The organism is Prevotella heparinolytica, from assembly GCF_004342845.1.
Taxonomy (GTDB): Bacteria; Bacteroidota; Bacteroidia; order Bacteroidales; family Bacteroidaceae; genus Bacteroides; species Bacteroides heparinolyticus.
Genome location: NZ_SLXB01000015.1, coordinates 51,180 through 69,306, shown reverse-complemented (window position 1 = coordinate 69,306; position 18,127 = coordinate 51,180). Strand labels below are relative to the sequence as shown.

Genomic DNA, 18,127 nt, shown 5'->3' with positions numbered 1-18,127 from the left:
TATGACAAGAAACGACAGAGTCAACTTCGGCAGTAAATTAGGTGTCATACTCGCTTCTGCGGGTTCAGCCGTCGGCTTGGGCAATATCTGGCGGTTTCCATACGAAACGGGAAACCACGGAGGCGCCGCATTCATTCTTATCTATCTGGCATGCGTACTCCTTTTGGGAATCCCCATCATGATAGCCGAATTCCTGATAGGCAGACGTTCGCGGGCCAATACTGCCGGCGCATATCAGAAACTGGCGCCCGGCACATCATGGCGATGGGTGGGCAGAATGGGCGTATTGGCAGGCTTCCTGATACTGGGCTATTACTCCGTAGTGGCAGGCTGGACACTGGAGTTTATCGTGGAGGCGGCAACCAACAGCTTTGCCGGGAAGTCGGCAGCCGACTTCATCGCTTCTTTCGACAACTTTGTCAGTAACCCTTGGCGTCCCGCGCTCTGGCTGATACTCTTCCTGCTCGCCACACACTTCATCATCGTCAAAGGGGTGGAGAAAGGCATTGAGAAATCGGCCAAAATCATGATGCCGATGCTCTTCATCCTGCTGATTGTGCTTGTGTTCTGTTCCGTCTCCTTGCCCGGAGCAGGCAACGGCATCAGGTTTCTGTTGAAGCCGGACTTCAGCAAGGTGGATGCCGACGTGCTGCTGGGAGCCATGGGACAAGCCTTCTTCTCTCTGAGCCTCGGCATGGGATGCCTGTGCACCTACGCCTCTTACTTCCGAAGCGATACGAATCTGCCAAAGACGGCTTTCAATGTAGCGGCCATCGACACGGTAGTAGCCATTCTGGCGGGCTTCATCATCTTTCCGGCAGCATTCTCCGTAGGCATTCAGCCCGATGCGGGGCCCAGCCTGCTGTTCATCACGCTGCCCAATGTGTTTCAGCAAGCGTTCGGCAGTATGCCGGGGCTTGCCATCGTGCTTTCCATGCTGTTCTATATCCTGCTGGCATTGGCTGCGCTGACCTCCACCATCTCCCTGCACGAGGTGGCAACAGCCTACCTGCACGAAGAGTTCAACTTTACGCGCGGCAAGGCGGCAAAGGTGGTCACAGGCGGCTGCATCTTTATAGGCATCTTCTGTTCTCTTTCGTTAGGTGTGGGCAAGGAGTACACGATATTCGGACTGACGCTGTTCGACTTGTTCGACTTTGTCACAGCCAAAATCATGTTGCCTGCGGGCGGTTTCCTCATCTCGGTCTTCATGGGTTGGTACATAGACAAAAAGATTGTACGCGAGGAAATCAGCAACAACGGCACACTGAAGGTATATATCTACCGGTTACTGATATTCATTCTGAAGTTCGTTGCACCGATAGGCATCACGTTCATCTTCGTCAACGAACTGGGCTTGCTTAAATAGAAAACACTGATGCCAAACCCATTCAAAGACTTCTTCTATTTCTCCCGGGGAGAAAGATGCGGCATACTGGTTCTGGCAGCCGGAATCATCCTCATCTTCCTTACCGGACAGTTTTATCCATATCTACGGCAGCACACCCTCTCTCACGAAGAACTGCGGAAGCAGGCTGCTGCCGTGGCAGAATATGAAGCGTTTCTTACTTCCGTAAAAGAGAAAGAGCCGCAATGGAAGCAACGTTCCACCACGCTTTATCCGGCGAAGCGTTCTCCGGCTCTCAGTCCGATTCCTTTCAATCCTAACAGAGCAGATTCCCTTCTCTTTCGTCAACTGGGATTACCGGAATGGATGGCACACAACATCCTGCACTATCGCAGAAAAGGAGGCAAGTTCCGCAAGGCAGAAGATTTCAGAAGAATCTACGGACTGACGGAAGAGCAATACCAAGCTTTATTGCCCTATATCCGCATCGCTCCCGAAGATACGGTAAAAGACACGCGCCATATCCCACTGCTCCTTACCGGGCGTGACAGCACGGCATCCACCAAAAACATTCAGTACAAATATCCCGCAGGCACTGTTGTGGAGCTGAACCTTGCCGACACCACGGAATTGAAGAAGATTCCCGGCATAGGCAGCCACATCGCCCGCCTGATAACCGGCTATCGGCAACGTCTGGGAGGATTCTACCGCATAGAGCAGTTGCAAGACATCCATCTGGATTATCGTCCGCTGCAATCATGGCTTCGTGTGGATCCTCAGAAGATACGTCCCATCAATCTGAATCGGAGCGGCATAGAGAAACTACGCAGCCACCCCTACATCAACTTCTACCAAGCCAAAGCATTCGTGGAGTACCGAAAGAAGAACGGAACGCTACGCAACCTGAAACCTTTCGCGCTTTATGAAGAGTTCTCGGAAACCGACTTGGAGCGAATCAGCCATTACGTATGTTTTGAATGAGCCAACGCCTGCATGCGGAAGCCGAAAGAATGTCAGAACAGTTTCTCCACATCCTCTTCTTCAAGGTATATTGTTGCTTATTTCCCCGTCAACAAGATGGATGGTTCGGTCTGTCAGTTGCGCCAGTCCTTCATCGTGCGTCACGATGACAAAAGTCTGCCCGAAGCGGTTGCGCAGATCGAAGAAGAGCCGGTGGAGCTCCTCCTTATTGTGCGTATCCAAACTGCCGGAAGGTTCGTCGGCCAAGACCACAGCCGGATGGTTGATAAGTGCACGGGCCACGGCCACGCGCTGTTTCTCTCCTCCCGACAGCTCATTCGGTTTATGCCCGGCACGGTCGGCAAGCCCCATGAAGTCGAGTATTTCCGTTGCGGCACTCTTTGTCTCTTGTTGTCCTTTTCCGGCAATGAAAGCCGGTATCATCACATTCTCCAAAGCGGTAAACTCCGGCAACAACTGATGAAACTGAAAGACAAAGCCGATGTGCTTGTTGCGGAAAGCGGAAAGCTCTCTTTCCTTCATGCGGTCGACCTGCGTGCCGGCAATCGTCACCGAACCGCCATCGGGCATGTCGAGCGTACCCATAATCTGCAACAAAGTGGTCTTGCCTGCACCGCTGGGACCTACGATACTGACAATCTCGCCCTTCTCTATCGTCAAATCAATGCCTCGCAGCACTTGCAAACTGCCGAAGCTTTTCGTTATATTCTCTAATCGTATCATAATTCCACTACAACCTTTTTATCACATACTCTGCCAGATAACAACCGAAGACAGCCGGCATATAGCTCACCGTGCCGCAGGTAGACTTCTTGTTCATCTCATCTTCCGTGAGCAGCACCGCTCCGGCATCGGCTTGCTCCGTGCTGAAAACCACCGGAAGCTTCCGCCTGATGCCCATCTTCTGCAAGCGCTTGCGCACTGCCTTGCTCAACCCGCAATGATAAGTGTCCCATATATCGGCAAAACGCACCTGCGTAATGTCGCTTTTGGCACCGGCGCCCATGCTCGACACGATTTTAAGGCGCCGTTTCATGGCTTCCGCAATCAAATGACATTTCGGCGCAAGCGTATCGATGGCATCCACCACAAAGTCATAAGTGGCGGCGTCCAGCAGTTGCGGGATATTGTCGTCTTTCAGGAAAACCGGCAGCGCCGTCAGTTCCAAATCCGGATTGATGTCTTTGAAACGCGCAGCCAGCACTTCGGCCTTCTTCTGCGTCATGGTGGAATGCAAAGCCGGCAACTGGCGGTTGATATTCGTGGGCTGCACCGTATCGGCATCCACAATCGTCATCCTGCCCACTCCGGCACGGCATATCATCTCGGCGGCATAAGCGCCCACACCGCCTAACCCTACAACAAGCACATGCGCCCGCCGCAAGCGTTCCATCTTTTCATCTCCCAGCAAGAGGCGGGTTCTCTGCTGCCAAAGCTTCTCTTCCGATTTCTCCCCCGAAAGGAGGGAGGAAGGAGTTGTTCCGTTTATCATTTTTCGTCTTTTACTATTTCACAAATATGGCGGCCTACACACTATTTCCTGCATCGTATTTTCCATACCGCACGAGGAAATGAACGATGTACTTTCAAGAAGACCTGAACCACTTATAGAACCAGTTGCCCACTTTCTCGTAATGCTGCGACTCATTATTTCCTCGCGGATTGGAGAAAGATACCGAATCCTGAGGTTCGCCCAACCGGTCGGGATACAATACTATCAGACTGTTGTTCGCAAAGTACTTCCCTATCTGGCCGGGCAGTTTCTCGAACGAACTGTCATACGAGATAGAGCCGCGCCGGGCACTGATAATAACCAGCAGATGGTCGTAGTTCACCTGACCGGTCAGCAGCAACAAATCGTCCCAGTCATCCAGACGGGAGAAATCCGTCAACGTATGGCCGTATTTCTTTTTCACCAATCCTTGCAGATGGGCCGTCGTCTCTTCGTTGGCATAGAAATGCACCCTACAACCCAACGTGCCGCCCAACCGGCAGAAATGCTCCACCCATTTGTGGAAGCCGGCCTCGTATTCCGCTTTCGGCGGTACGGCCACAATGACCCGCCTTATCGTATTGATGGGTATCAGGAATTTAGAAACCATCACCTCGCGGTGCAACCCTTTCAGCAGACTCTCCGTAAGCATTCCGAAGAAAGAGTCTACGATGTTTACCTTGCGGTGCAGGCCTATGATGACGTCCGTGGCCTTATACTCTTTCGCCGTGTGGATAATGCCCGAAGCAATGTTCAGGTCATAACGGGTTATCTGCCTCAGACGCACGTCTGCCGATGCCGTAATCATGGCTGCTTTCTCCAGACAGCGTTTCCCGCGAAGCTCCGCATTTCCCGAACTGCTGTCATCATTAATCACGCTCAAGGCCAGCAGATTGTCCTTTTGTTTCGGGTCGCGTATCACCAAAGAGAGATTAATCAGGTCCTCAATGGTGTCCGGATTGCTTACGGGTATCAGTATCCTCTCCTGCTCCACCGAACGATGTTCTTCCGGATGCGCTTCTTCCATGGCTATCTTACGCGCCGCACGCTCCGTGATGAACGAACTGACGATGCAACTTACCAGAATCAGCAAAACGGTACCGTTCAGCACATCATCGTTCAGCAGACGCTCTCCATTGGGCAGGATGATGTTGTAGCCCACCAATACGGCCGCCAGCGTTGCCGCCGCCTGCGCATTGCTCAGACCGTACATCAGTTCCCGTTCGATGGCCTCCATCTTATATATTTTCTGCGTCAGCCAGCAGGCAATCCATTTTCCCGCCAACGCCACCACAATCATCACTGCGGCTACCCTCAGTGCATCGCCGTGGCTGAAAATGACATGCACATCGATCAGCATGCCCACTCCTATCAGGAAATATGGGATGAAAAGCGCATTGCCCACAAATTCCAGATGGTTCATCAACGGAGAGACGTGCGGAATCAGACGGTTCAGCACCAATCCGGCAAGAAAAGCGCCCAGAATGCCCTCCATGCCGACAAACTCCATCAATCCGGCTCCGAGGAACACCATGGCAAGCACGAAGATAAACTGCATCACGTTGTCATCGTACCTGCGGAAAAACCAGCGTCCGATGCGCGGAAAGAAAAAGATGATCAAAGCACCCAGAAAGATGACCTTAACCACCAGCCATATCCAAAACAAACCGCCCGACTCGCCTTTGAACAGGCCGCCCACCACTGCCAGTACCAGCAAAGTAAGTGTATCGGTCACCGCAGTGCCGCCCACGGCAATGCTCACGCTGCGATGCCGCGACACGCCATAGCGGATGACAATCGGGTAGGCAACCAACGTGTGAGAGGCATACATACTTGCCAACAGGACGGAAGTGAGCACCCCGTACTTCAGCAACGCAATGTTGGTCACCAAGCCGATGCCTATCGGGATGACAAAAGCCAGCAATCCCAGCATCAGCGCCTTTCCACGATTCTGCTTGAAGTCGCCCATATTCATTTCCAGACCGGCCAGAAACATGATATAATACAACCCCACCTTGCCGAAGAGTTCGAAACTGCTGTCGCGCACAAGGATGTTGAAACCATGCTCGCCAATGACAAGACCTGCCAGTATCATGCCTATGATATGAGGAATGCGAAGCCTGCTCAGCAGCATAGGTGCAAACAAGATGATAAGAAGTACAAGGAGAAATATCCATGTAGGGTCGGTAATCGGGAATTTCAGGCTAAAGTCAAACCAATCCATAGGCTGTAAGTTTCAGAAATTGAGTGCAAAATAACGAAAAAGTTTTCACTTTATGCGGTGTTATACAGCATTTTGTTATAAATTTGCAGCCAATTCTATCTTTTCAAAGTAGAATATTACTTTTTTATAAACCAAATTAAAAGAAAGAAAAATGAAAGTAGCTATTGTTGGAGCAAGCGGAGCCGTGGGACAGGAGTTCCTGCGAGTGCTCGATGAAAGGAATTTCCCGTTGGACGAGTTAGTACTGTTCGGTTCTAAACGCAGTGCCGGAACCAAATACACGTTCCGCGGTAAACAGATCGAGGTTAAACTCTTGCAACACAACGATGACTTTAAAGGGGTTGATATCGCTTTCACTTCCGCAGGCGCAGGCACCTCTAAAGAGTTTGCCGAAACCATTACCAAGCATGGAGCCGTAATGATTGACAATTCAAGTGCGTTCCGCATGGATGCCGACATCCCATTGGTAGTGCCGGAAGTAAATGCCGCCGATGCAAAAGACCGTCCGCGAGGCATCATCGCCAACCCTAACTGCACTACCATCCAGATGGTGGTGGCGCTGAAGGCCATCGAACAGCTATCGCATATAAAAACGGTACACGTCTCTACTTATCAGGCGGCGAGTGGTGCAGGTGTCGCCGCCATGGACGAGTTGTACGAGCAATACCGTCAGGTATTGGCCGGCGAACCTGTGACGGTAGAGAAGTTTGCCTACCAGTTGGCCTTCAACCTCATCCCGCAGATTGACGTGTTCATGGAGAACGGCTACACGAAGGAGGAAATGAAGATGTTTAACGAAACGCGCAAGATTATGCACTCCGACGTTAAGGTAAGCGCCACTTGCGTACGTGTTCCCGCACTTCGTTCCCACTCCGAGAGCATCTGGGTAGAAACCGAGCGTCCTATTTCGGTAGAAGAGGCGCGCGAAGCGTTTGCCAAAGGCGACGGACTGGTGCTGATGGATAATCCGGAAAAGAAGGAGTATCCGATGCCGTTGTTCCTTGCAGGCAAAGACCCGGTATATGTGGGTCGCATCCGCAAAGACCTCAGCAATGAAAACGGACTGACGTTCTGGATTGTGGGCGACCAAATCAAAAAGGGCGCCGCACTGAATGCGGTGCAGATTGCCGAATATCTGATTAAAGAGAAAGCACTGTAAGGGCTGGCCATAAGATAAGATTAAGAAAAGGATAAAGCGTGCATGCGCTTTATCCTTTTTCTTATTTTAGGCACGGATTACGCAGATTTCACTGATTTTATAAATGGAAACCGTGTAGGTGTCGCATGATTGATTGAAGACTGCCGTCAGCCGAAAAACCAACGAGACAACATCCGTTTGTAAAGATTCCGGAATTTTCAACAAGCCTCAAATCGTGCTTTCTAAAAAATGCCCGGATTTTTACTAAATTCTCACCGGATTTTTACTAAAAATTCCCCGGAAAATTAGTAAAAATCCGGTGAGTTTTCAGTAAAAAATTAGTCGACTGGTTATCAAGCGATTAGGAAAGAAGAGATTTGTCAGAATTTTTCATACTTTAAAGGCAGTTGGGTATACGTAGACGAAAGATACCATCTCCGTACTCTTTTACCCTCTTTTATGAGCCAAAGAAAAAATACCGAAGAAAGATTGATTTACAAAACATAATACCTATATTTGCATTTAGATGCCTTATTAACGATCCAATAAGCGGTGATTAGGCAAGCATATACATAAAAGGCGTAACTGTACGCTTTGGTTTTGACGTATCTGAACTTCGCAAACTCAAATGTCTGTCAAGAACAAAGCAACGGGAACGCCCCTTGAGATGTATTTTATATGTACCCACATGATGGCTATGGCTTCTTGCCATTTTTGAATGTGGTTTATATACTTACATCAGCGTGGGGCTTTCGGCGTTGCTCGTTTCGACAGACAGGGCAATGCGAAGGCCAAGATACGTGGGACGAGCAACAGGCTGGCTCCACGTTTTTTATTTATATGTGACATGACTATAAATCTAATCAATCTGTCAGGAGAGCCAAACAGAAAAAAAGACTATTATGGCAAAAAATGAAAAACAATGGAGTTCTGCCACTCCGGGTCTACTTATTATTTTGTTAGACCAGTCAGGCTCTATGATGAGTCCTTACGAAGGTACTACACGCACTAAATTTGCGACACTCGCCGTCAACAAAGTAATTGACAATATTATTCAAAAAAACTTTGATGGAGATGCACCGAAGAATCGTTGTTTTATCTCTGTTATCGGTTACAATCATGATGTAAAAGAATTATGTTCAGGATGGTTGAAAGACTTAGACGCTTCTCCACTACGTTACGAGACTCTAAAGAAAAAGACTCCTGACGGTACAGGTGGGATTGTTGAGGTTGAAGTCAAGCAGCCTGTCTGGGTTGAACCTATTGATAAAAATGGTGCCACCAACATGCTTGGCGCATTTCAAATAGCAAAAGAGCTTGTAGAAAAATGGATGTCTGATAACCTAGATGGTCCGGCACCTGTAATAATAAATATCTCAGATGGAGTTCCATATTATGATAGGAAAGATCCGAGCGACTGTATGAAAGAAACGGTTATATTAGCTAATGAGATTATGTCTCTTTCCAATAGCGATGGGAATGTTTTGATTTTCAATGCACAGATAGATGATGCTAATGGGAAAGTTGTTTTCCCATCTAATAGAGCAGAGGTTTCTCAGGAAGAAGCTCAGTTCTTATATGATATAACCAGTGAAGTTCCCGAATCATATAAGGCTGCTGCCGCAAAAAATGAACTTCCAACCAAAGAGGGCTCTCGTGGTTGTATATTTGGTGCAGATGGTGTTCAGCTGATCCAACTTATTGATTTTGGTTCATCAAAAGGGCAAAATGATGACAAAAGATGAAGTAGCAAGGAAGATATGAAAATACGCGCTTTTATTACCCACAAGCAGGCCGAAACCTATTCAGACTGCCAAGACAGATTTGGTATCAATCCCGAGATTAAATCTATCGCTGTTTCAGATGGGATGGGGGCAACATGGCAACAAAAAATATGGGCTCAACTCCTTGTTGACTCTTTTATAGAGAAAACTGATTGGCTTCCTGATATTGAATCCATAAAACCCTTGTGCTCAGTATGGAGAGAAAAAGTTAATGACTTCATCCAAGAATTAAAGGCAAAGAATGCTCCTGAAAATATGATTTACAGGAATGAGCGCAACTTGGCAGAAAGGCGGTCGGCCGGAGCTACTTTTGTTGGCATCCGCTTTGAAGGAAATAAATGGAAAGGTTCTGTTCTTGGCGATTCATGTCTAATTGAGTGGAATGGAAATGAAGCGAAATTTCATACTTCACAAGATGTGGAAACATTTGACAGCTATCCGGATTATTTCGACAGTGATGAATCTCAAAAAGGAAAGGGTACTCCAAGAATAATAGAAGGAGTACTATCTGAAGATATTTGTCTCATCATGACATCAGACCCTATCTCTGAGTTCTTATCCAGACATAATCAAAAAGGGGAAATAGCAGAATTTATTCAGCAGTTATTAACCGTGGTTTCTCATGAGGACTTTGAAAATTTAGTTCAAGATTGGAGAAAAACAGGAATGCATAATGATGATACAACTCTTGTGATTATTCTGTACAATAAATCCTGTTCTTTTTCTATGCAGAATATTGACGACATCAATACACTCATAAAAAAAGAAGAGTCCATCAAACAAATAGTCCCTATAGAAGAACTAGAGAATAAAGAAAAGAAAACTACGGCTACAAATAAGCCATTTAGTGACGATGCTTCTACTTTCATATACGAATTTCTCTCTGAATTCAAGATTATTTCTAAAAAGAAATGTAAACACTTGAAGAGTTTGAATCAAGCGACAAAAAATGCCGCAAAAGACGCATTTGACAAATTATTGAAAAAATATTCAATCGTTCGAAAATAACTATTGCCATGCCATTACCCAGTATTCCAGATTACAGCACGTGCATTAGAACGCCTGCATTAATACACCCTCTTGTTCTGAAAGATGGGCATCCTATTGAAAAAGGATCTCGTCTTATCAAGTATTCTGGTGGTTTTTGTGTCGTCTTCCCCTATCAGACTCCAAATAAGAAGTATGCTGTACGGCTTTGGCATGCAGAGGTCTCTGACGCAAAACGTAGAACTCAACTTATTTCTGACGCATTAAAAAAGGCGAATCTGCCATACTTTGTTGGATTTGAATTCTATGAAGACGGAATTATGACCACACAAGGCATGCAGCCACTTGTGGCCATGGACTGGGTAGATGCGCAACCCCTAAAGAAGTTCTTGGCAAATCATATCACAGAATCTCATGTGATTAATGAAATAGCAAAGAATTTCAAGAAAATGGTGGCAGATTTGCATGCAAACCATTTCTCTCACGGAGATTTGCAACATGGCAACATTATGGTTAAACCAGACAAGTCTCTAGTTCTAGTTGACTATGATTCCATGTATACCCCTGATTTAAAAGGGATGCCAGATGAAATTAAAGGCCTCGTTGGGTATCAGCACGAAGCACGGTGGAAGAATAAAAAGTCCTCTGAAAAGGCCGATTACTTTTCTGAACTTGTAATCTACACCAGTCTTAAAGCATTGGCCAAGATGCCCTATCTATGGGAAAAGCTGAATATGGAAGATACTGAGACCCTTTTATTTTCCGGTGAGGATATCCAGTCTCATGGCAAATCAAATATTTTCAGGGAACTTAAGTCAGACTCGGAATTAGCTCATTTGACAAAAAAGTTATGCGATTTTATGTCAAAGTCATCCATTGACGAACTTTCCCCATTAGAAGAAGCCATAGAATCTGAGAGTAAAAGAATTTCCGATAAGTGGAAAAATGGAAACGGGTATATCAAGCCAAGCAAGGAAAAGATATATAACGAAATATCGTCAACAATATCAAAAAAAATCAAAAAGCAATAAATGCTAACGATACCTAATATAAGAACATCTGTTGAAAATAAAAGTGTTCTCATTTTGGATGAACACGCAAAGAATAGTAACTTCAAGAGAGATGTTAGAGGAAGACTTATTGCCTATACGGGAGGATTTTCTGTAGTTTTCCCCTATAAAGCGTATGATGGAAAGACATGGGCTTTCCGTTGTTGGCATTCCAGTATTAACTATACTCAAAAGCGATACAAAATTATCTCCGAAGCAATTAGAAAAGCCCATTTAGACTTCTTATGCGAATTTGAATACATAGAAAAAGGTATTAATGTGAACGGTAATATTTATCCAACAACAAGAATGCGTTGGATTGATGGCGTCACAATAAAAGACTATATCTGTCAAAACAAACAATCAAAAGAGCGCCTAAGAGCACTGGCTGATAACTTTCTTAAAATGACCCGAACCTTGCATAGCCAATCGCTTGCACACGGAGATTTACAACACGGTAATATTTTAGTTGACAATGACCATCAACTACATCTCGTTGATTATGATTCTTTTTATTGCCCCGAGCTGAATGGCGAACCAGATTCCATAACAGGGCTTCCTGATTATCAGCACCCTGCACGAAAAAACAACAAAACAGTATCTGAGAAGTTAGATTATTTCTCTGAGCTGATAATCTATCTCAGCATATTGGCAATATCAGAAAAGACTTCCCTAATTGATAAATATAAAGTGAAAGATTCCGATCGCCTTCTCTTCTCTAAAGAAGACTACGAAGACATAACAAATTCGGAAAGTTACAAAGACATTCAATCTCTTGGAGAAAGTTTCCAAGAAATATTAGATGTGCTGGCAGGATATCTAAAACATAATGACATAAATGAATTACTCCCTTTTGAATCTTTATTGTTAGAGAAAAAAGTAATCTTTTCTGCTTCTGCAACAAAGGTAGTCCGCCACACTCAAAGAATAATGTTAGAATGGAATGTTCCTTTTGTTGCAGATGTTTATCTAAAACAAGCAGGAGAAAGCAATGAACAAAAATACGAGAATAAAGGATATATTTCCAAGAATCTTGTAAAGGACTCCACATTTGAACTATTAGTCAAGACCGTAAATGACTACATTATAAAAAAAGATATTTCTATTAAAGTCTTTGATGAGTGTATAATTGATTTCTCTGCGGATAAATACTATGTATTTCCTACAATTCCCGTAAAACTAACTTGGGGTGTCAAACACGCAAAAAGAGTTTGGATAGATAGCGATGAAGTTGAAACTAAAGGCACAAAGATTATTGAACCTCAAAAAGCTACCACCATCATACTTACAGCAGAAGATGAATTTGGAAGAAAGAAGAAAAGTCTTGATATTAACATGTTACCAATACCACAAGTAAAAACAATATTAGTACCTACTCCGCAGATTGCTAACAAGATCTCTATAACTATAAAGCAACCGAAATATAATGTGGGAGTCACGTTCCCTAATATAGAATTTGACATTGTGAAGACAGAACCTCAAGCTGTCCCATCATTCAAAGAAATGGGATTAAATATAGAGTTCCCTCCACTTCCAAAATCTGGTTTAATGAATTTAATAAGAAAATTACTTAACCGATAATAAGAAATGACTATGAATACGCAAATAAAAAAGACAAATGAAAGCGAAGAACTAATTAAATGGGGCGGATGGCTCAACGAGTTTCTCTGGATATGCTCAGGTGCAAATCGAACCATTTTAAGGCAATGCCCTACTGATTATGCTAAATATGCAGGTATTGGCGGAACGATCTTATTTACAGCACTGATGGCTACGCTTTCGGGTGGTTACGCCCTTTACTTTATTTTTCATAGTGTAGAAAAGGCAATCTCGTTTGGAATATTTTGGGGAATGCTTATTTTCAATCTTGACAGATTCATTGTAAACACAATGTATTCTGACGGGAAAGTCACAATAAGTTGGAAAGAATTTTATAGCGGTCTACCACGTATCATTATCGCCATATTCTTAGGCATTGTTATTTCCACACCACTTGAAATGAAAATTTTTGAGGACAGAATAAACTCACAATTAGTCAAGGATAACATTGAGAGAACTAATGCGTCCATGGCAGAAATTGACAAAGGTAACGAACTTCTTATAAAGCGTAGAGATCTGCTTGAACAGCAGAAAGCCGAAATCCAAGGACGATTAACCAAAGCAAATGAAGAATTAAAAAACGAAGGAGTAGGAGCTGCACTGAGTGGGAAAGCCGGACATGGTCCAATATACGGGGACAAGGAACAATATAAAAATACAATTGAAAGAGAGTTCTTGATCTGGGAAAGCTCTTATCAAAAGGAACTCGAACATATTATAAAGCAGATTGGAATTAATAGGGCTAAGGGAAATGAAGATATATCTAAAGGTAATGATGAAAATGGGTTCTGTGTTCGCTATGAGGCCTTCTCAAATATAAAGAATGAGAATTCAAACTTAAAAATTGTTTCCATCATTGTAATGCTACTCTTCATAATCATAGAAACAGCGCCGACATTTTTTAAAATGATGATTGCTTCGGGGCCGTATGATGACTACCTACGTGCAGAAATGCACCGCGCCAGAATAGCGTCTGACAAACGGATTTCAGACATTAACGATGAAGTAAATACAGAAATACAAATATCCACGCAAAAGAACAAAGAACGCTTGACTGCAGAAGTACTTGCTAATAGAGAACTGATGACAAGAGTTGCTAAAGTACAAGCAGAATTATTACAAACAGCTATTGACAAATGGCGGGAAGAAGAGTTACTCAAGATTAAGGAGAATCCATCTCTATATATCAAGACAAATACAGTGAAAACATAGATCGTTTTGAGCAACATCCATTCTCAACCATAAAGCTTACAAAGAACAATCTGATAGCGAAAGCCTTCGGCTTACATGTAGCTTTGCAGCTTCCGCCTGTCCAGCACCATGACTTCCTGCTTATCTAATGCAATCACTCCATCCGCCACCATCTCGCCAAGCGTGCGCGAGAGCGACGGGCGTTGCACTCCGAAATATTCGGCAAGCTGGGCATGCGTGCGCCGCCACTTGAAGGTGTTTTGTTTTTCCGTGGTGTTCTCCAGCAGATAGATGGCCAGCTTCATCCGCAAACTGCGGATGGACAGCATCTGCACCTTGCCCGAAAGGAAAACAATAATATTGGAATTGATGCGGAGAAAATTGCGCAGCAGTGTCTCGTTCTGCATCATCTCTTTCTGAAACACCGATTTGGGGATGAGATAGAGAACCGTCTTCTCCTCCATGGCAATCACATCCACCGGAAAGAAGTTGCGGTCGGCAAAAACAAAGGCCGGAGCCAACGGACGCACCGGGTCGATAAACTCGATTTCGAGCACATTGTCGTCTTTGGTAATCATCTCCGTGCGCACCAAACCGGAGACCAGCAGGTACAGATGATTGATGACGCCGCCCTGCCTCACCACATGTTCTCCCTTGGCAAACTCTTTGACATCAGAGACGCAACGCACAACCAACTCTTCGACCTGCGCAGGCGTCATGCCTGCAAACAAAGGGCAACCAACTAAACTATACTCCAACATGGCTTCTGTTCTTTTGAGGATAAAGATACGCCGCACAAGGAATAAAGCCGGACTTCTTATTGTTAAAAAACACAAATGCCGGAGGCGTGTAACCATGGTTACCGTTTCCCGATGGTGCGCGCCCTACCTTTGCAACATCAAAAGACAACAGTATTTATTTTTAAAAAAATAGCGTAATTATGGAGAAAATGTTTTGCTTCCAGTGTCAGGAGACAGCCAAGAATCAAGGCTGTACAGTGAAAGGTGTGTGCGGAAAAACCGCCGATGTGGCCAATCTGCAAGACCTCTTGCTTTTCTTGTGCAAAGGCATGGCGTGCTACACGGTGCGTCTGAGAGCGAAAGGAATAGAAATTCCCGAAGTCAACAAGTTCATCACGGACAGTCTGTTCATGACCATCACCAACGCCAATTTCGACATCAACCGTTTCATCACCCGCATCCGCATGGCACAAGAGTTGCGCAACTCCGTCAAAGAACGCCTGCTCGCCGAAGGCGGAACACTTGAAGGCATCATCTTCGAAGGTGCCTCATGGAGTGGAGAAACCGAAGCCCAGATGCACGAGAAAGCCGCCTCGGTGGGTGTGTTGGCCACGGAGAACGAGGACGTGCGTTCCTTGCGCGAGCTCACCGTCTACGGCCTGAAGGGCATGGCTGCTTATGCCGAACATGCCGCCAACCTGAAGTACGAGGACATTGAGATTTACGCCTTCATGCAACGTGCATTGGTAGCCGTCACAGACGACACCCTCTCCGCCGAAGAACTGACAGCCCTTGTGCTCGAAACAGGAAAATACGGGGTACAGGTCATGGCATTGCTCGACAAGGCAAACACTTCTTCATACGGCCATCCCGAAATCACCAAAGTAAACATCGGTGTGCGCAAAAATCCGGGCATCCTCATAAGCGGGCACGACCTGAAGGATATGGAAGAACTGCTGAAACAGACCGAAGGCACAGGCGTCGATGTATATACCCACAGCGAAATGCTGCCGGCCAACTACTATCCGGCATTCAAGAAGTATGCTCACTTCGTAGGCAATTACGGCAGCTCTTGGTGGCATCAGACCGAAGACTTCGAGCACTTCAACGGCGTGATTCTCTTCACCACCAACTGCATCGTTCCTCCCCGCAAAAGCTCCACTTACGCCGACCGCGTATATACCACAGGCGCTTCGGGCTTCGACGGGTTCAAGCACATTGCCGACAGAAAAGACGGTCGCCCGAAAGACTTCTCCGCCCTGATCGAGCATGCCAAACGCTGTGCGGCTCCTCAAGAGATAGAGACCGGCGAAATCATCGGTGGCTTTGCCCACAATCAGGTGATTGCATTGGCCGATAAGGTGATTGACGCCGTGAAGTCGGGAGCCATCCGCAAGTTCTTCGTCATGGCAGGCTGCGACGGACGCATGCCGGGACGCAACTACTACACCGAGTTTGCCGAGAAATTGCCGAAAGATACCGTCATCCTCACTGCCGGATGTGCCAAGTATCGCTACAACAAGCTCCCGTTGGGCGATATCAACGGCATTCCCCGCGTGCTCGACGCCGGACAATGCAACGACAGCTACTCGCTTGTACGCATCGCCCTCGCACTGAAAGAAGCCTTCGGCCTCGACAGCGTGAACAGCCTGCCCATCGCCTACAACATTGCTTGGTACGAGCAAAAGGCGGTCATCGTATTGCTGGCCCTGCTCTCGCTCGGAGTAAAAGACATCCACCTCGGGCCTACATTGCCCGCATTCCTCTCGCCCAACGTGGCCAACGTACTGGTGAACAACTTCGGCATTGCCGGCATCACCTCCGCAGACGAGGACATGAAACTCTTTTTAAGTGCATAATATAATATATAATAATGTATAGCGTTATGAAAATATACGAAAAAGCCACAGTCATCGCCCTGGAAGATTCGATAGAATACACGGAGGGCGGAGTCATCAGCAAGCAGGTCACGAAGAACGAAGCGGGCAACATCACCTTGTTCTCGTTCGACAAGGGACAGGGACTGAGCGAACACACGGCCAATTTCGACGCATTCGTGCAAATACTGGACGGCGCAGCGGAAATCCGCATCGACGGAACACCCCGACTGCTGAAGAAAGGCGATTGCATCATCATGCCTGCCGGACATCCGCACGCACTGCAAGCCGTAGAGAGATTTAAAATGTTATTAACCATGATTCGCGGCAGCGAACAAAACTAAAACCGATATGAGTGAAATAATTAACAACTCGGCACAACGCAAAGAAATGTTGCGCCACCTCCTGCTCAGGCTGCACGAAGGCGAAAATCCCGAAGCGCTGAGAAACCGGCTTATCGAAGTCCTGAAAACCATACCTTACAACGAGGTGGTGGAAGTGGAACAGACACTTATCAACGAGCAGTTGTTGAGCGAAGCCGAAATACAGGATTTCTGCGACCTGCACACCGCCGTGCTGGACGGAAGCATCGACTTAGGAGGTGCAAAGGCCATTCCGGCAGGACATCCCGCAGATACCTTCCGCAAAGAGAACGAGGCGTTGAAAGCCGAAATCGCCGGCTATGAAAAGCTGACCGGTGCGATGGACACATGGGATGATGCACACCTGACAGGCTACCTCTTAGGATTGCGCACCATCTTCAACAGCCTCGCCGACGTAGACAAGCACTACAAACGCAAGGAATACCTGCTTTTCCCGTTTCTGGAAAAGCACCTCATCACCGGCCCTCCCAAAGTGATGTGGGGCAAGCACGACGAAACCCGCCTGCAACTGAAAAAGGCGTTCGAGACCCTGACTTCACCTCTCACCACGGTGAACGAGCTGAAAACAGCCGTTGCAACCGTCTGCAACCCGGCCGTAGAAATGATTGCCGGCATGATTAAGAAAGAAGAAGAAATCCTCTTTCCCATGAGCATGGATACACTGACGGAAGACGAGTGGTACAAGATTTATCAGGAAACACCCGACTTCGGTTACTGCCTCATCGATACGGACGATGAGTGGGCACCGGCAAGTACCGCAAAAGCGGAGAAGCAAACCTATATTACGGCGGATGCCATCCGTCTATCGTCAGGAGCATTCAGCGTCGAAGAGCTGGAAGCCCTCTTCATACACCTGCCCATCGACATCACTTTCGTAGACAAAGATGATAAGGTACGCTTCTTCTCGCACAGTCCCAAGCGAGTGTTCGAGCGCAACCGCTCCATCATCGGACGCGACGTGCGAATGTGCCATCCGCCCGGCAGCGTGCACGTGGTAGAAAAGATTCTCGAAGACTTCAAGAGTGGAAAAGAAAACAAAGCAGCTTTCTGGATTTCCAACTTCAAAAACCGCTTCGTCTACATCGAATATTCAGCCGTACGTGGAAAGAACGGCGAATACCTCGGCGTAGTAGAAGTGACACAGGACATCACCGGACTCCGCGCTCTGGAAGGCGACCGGCGTCTGCTGTCGTACGAGAAATAAAAATAATAACAAGCTGGATGAGGCGGGTACAGAAGCTGTCACCCGCCTCATCTGTTTCTTTACCTCCCGTTGTTTTTTCCATAAAATGTATTGGAAAGATTAAAAAAAGCTATACATTTGTATCCTATTC

At 46.4% G+C, this 18,127-nt stretch carries 15 protein-coding genes; 11 read left to right on the top strand and 4 right to left on the bottom strand.

Going from position 1 to position 18,127, the window contains the following annotated elements:
• The first annotated feature begins 1 nt into the window (after nt 1).
• Together EV202_RS08705 and EV202_RS08700 are read left to right on the top strand one after the other, a co-directional pair.
• On the top strand, nt 2-1,369 hold the full coding sequence (locus EV202_RS08705) for a sodium-dependent transporter (protein WP_131926741.1): 1,368 nt from the start codon (nt 2-4) through the stop codon (nt 1,367-1,369).
• 9 nt (nt 1,370-1,378) lie between these two features.
• Nucleotides 1,379-2,329 carry a ComEA family DNA-binding protein gene (locus EV202_RS08700; protein ID WP_131926740.1) on the top strand — a complete coding sequence of 317 codons (951 nt, stop codon included), beginning with the start codon at nt 1,379-1,381 and terminating at the stop codon, nt 2,327-2,329.
• 60 nt (nt 2,330-2,389) lie between these two features.
• On the opposite strand, the gene EV202_RS08695 is transcribed toward EV202_RS08700, so the two are convergent.
• The 3 genes from EV202_RS08695 to EV202_RS08685 all read right to left on the bottom strand — a co-directional run bounded on the left by EV202_RS08695 (nt 2,390) and on the right by EV202_RS08685 (nt 6,045).
• Nucleotides 2,390-3,052, bottom strand: a complete 663-nt coding sequence (locus tag EV202_RS08695) for an ABC transporter ATP-binding protein (protein ID WP_131926739.1) — start codon at nt 3,050-3,052, stop codon at nt 2,390-2,392.
• A 7-nt stretch (nt 3,053-3,059) separates the two neighbouring features.
• On the bottom strand, nt 3,060-3,821 hold the full coding sequence (locus tag EV202_RS08690) for a tRNA threonylcarbamoyladenosine dehydratase (protein WP_106069847.1): 762 nt from the start codon (nt 3,819-3,821) through the stop codon (nt 3,060-3,062).
• Nucleotides 3,822-3,915: 94 nt separating this feature from the next.
• Nucleotides 3,916-6,045 carry a cation:proton antiporter gene (locus EV202_RS08685; protein ID WP_131926738.1) on the bottom strand — a complete coding sequence of 710 codons (2,130 nt, stop codon included), beginning with the start codon at nt 6,043-6,045 and terminating at the stop codon, nt 3,916-3,918.
• A 151-nt stretch (nt 6,046-6,196) separates the two neighbouring features.
• Here EV202_RS08685 and EV202_RS08680 point away from each other — a divergent pair, with 151 nt between their 5' ends.
• The 6 genes from EV202_RS08680 to EV202_RS08655 all read left to right on the top strand — a co-directional run bounded on the left by EV202_RS08680 (nt 6,197) and on the right by EV202_RS08655 (nt 13,814).
• Nucleotides 6,197-7,204, top strand: a complete 1,008-nt coding sequence (locus EV202_RS08680) for an aspartate-semialdehyde dehydrogenase (RefSeq protein WP_131926737.1) — start codon at nt 6,197-6,199, stop codon at nt 7,202-7,204.
• A gap of 881 nt (nt 7,205-8,085) precedes the next feature.
• A complete protein-coding gene (locus tag EV202_RS08675; RefSeq protein WP_131926736.1) occupies nt 8,086-8,928 on the top strand; it encodes a vWA domain-containing protein in 843 nt (280 codons plus the stop codon).
• A 15-nt stretch (nt 8,929-8,943) separates the two neighbouring features.
• Entirely contained in the window at nt 8,944-9,975 is a 1,032-nt protein-coding gene (locus EV202_RS08670) for a hypothetical protein (RefSeq protein WP_106041080.1), read from the top strand.
• An 8-nt stretch (nt 9,976-9,983) separates the two neighbouring features.
• Nucleotides 9,984-10,985: a protein kinase domain-containing protein gene (locus EV202_RS08665; RefSeq protein WP_131926735.1), complete on the top strand. Its 1,002-nt coding sequence runs from the start codon at nt 9,984-9,986 to the stop codon at nt 10,983-10,985.
• Entirely contained in the window at nt 10,986-12,584 is a 1,599-nt protein-coding gene (locus EV202_RS08660; protein ID WP_131926734.1) for a serine/threonine-protein kinase, read from the top strand. It abuts the gene before it with no gap.
• 12 nt (nt 12,585-12,596) lie between these two features.
• Nucleotides 12,597-13,814, top strand: a complete 1,218-nt coding sequence (locus EV202_RS08655) for a DUF4407 domain-containing protein (protein ID WP_165899413.1) — start codon at nt 12,597-12,599, stop codon at nt 13,812-13,814.
• A gap of 71 nt (nt 13,815-13,885) precedes the next feature.
• On the opposite strand, the gene EV202_RS08650 is transcribed toward EV202_RS08655, so the two are convergent.
• Nucleotides 13,886-14,554 carry a Crp/Fnr family transcriptional regulator gene (locus tag EV202_RS08650; RefSeq protein WP_131926732.1) on the bottom strand — a complete coding sequence of 223 codons (669 nt, stop codon included), beginning with the start codon at nt 14,552-14,554 and terminating at the stop codon, nt 13,886-13,888.
• Nucleotides 14,555-14,742: 188 nt separating this feature from the next.
• Here EV202_RS08650 and hcp point away from each other — a divergent pair, with 188 nt between their 5' ends.
• Genes hcp through EV202_RS08635 form a run of 3 tightly spaced genes read left to right on the top strand, consistent with a single transcriptional unit; the run spans nt 14,743 to nt 17,997 of the window.
• Complete coding sequence (hcp, locus tag EV202_RS08645) at nt 14,743-16,392, top strand: hydroxylamine reductase (protein ID WP_106070567.1); 1,650 nt, start codon at nt 14,743-14,745, stop codon at nt 16,390-16,392.
• A 26-nt stretch (nt 16,393-16,418) separates the two neighbouring features.
• A complete protein-coding gene (locus tag EV202_RS08640; RefSeq protein WP_106041085.1) occupies nt 16,419-16,754 on the top strand; it encodes a cupin domain-containing protein in 336 nt (111 codons plus the stop codon).
• A 7-nt stretch (nt 16,755-16,761) separates the two neighbouring features.
• The gene (locus EV202_RS08635; protein ID WP_131926731.1) at nt 16,762-17,997 is read left to right on the top strand and encodes a DUF438 domain-containing protein; all 1,236 of its coding nucleotides are present in this window, start codon (nt 16,762-16,764) and stop codon (nt 17,995-17,997) included.
• The last annotated feature ends 130 nt before the right edge of the window (nt 17,998-18,127 follow it).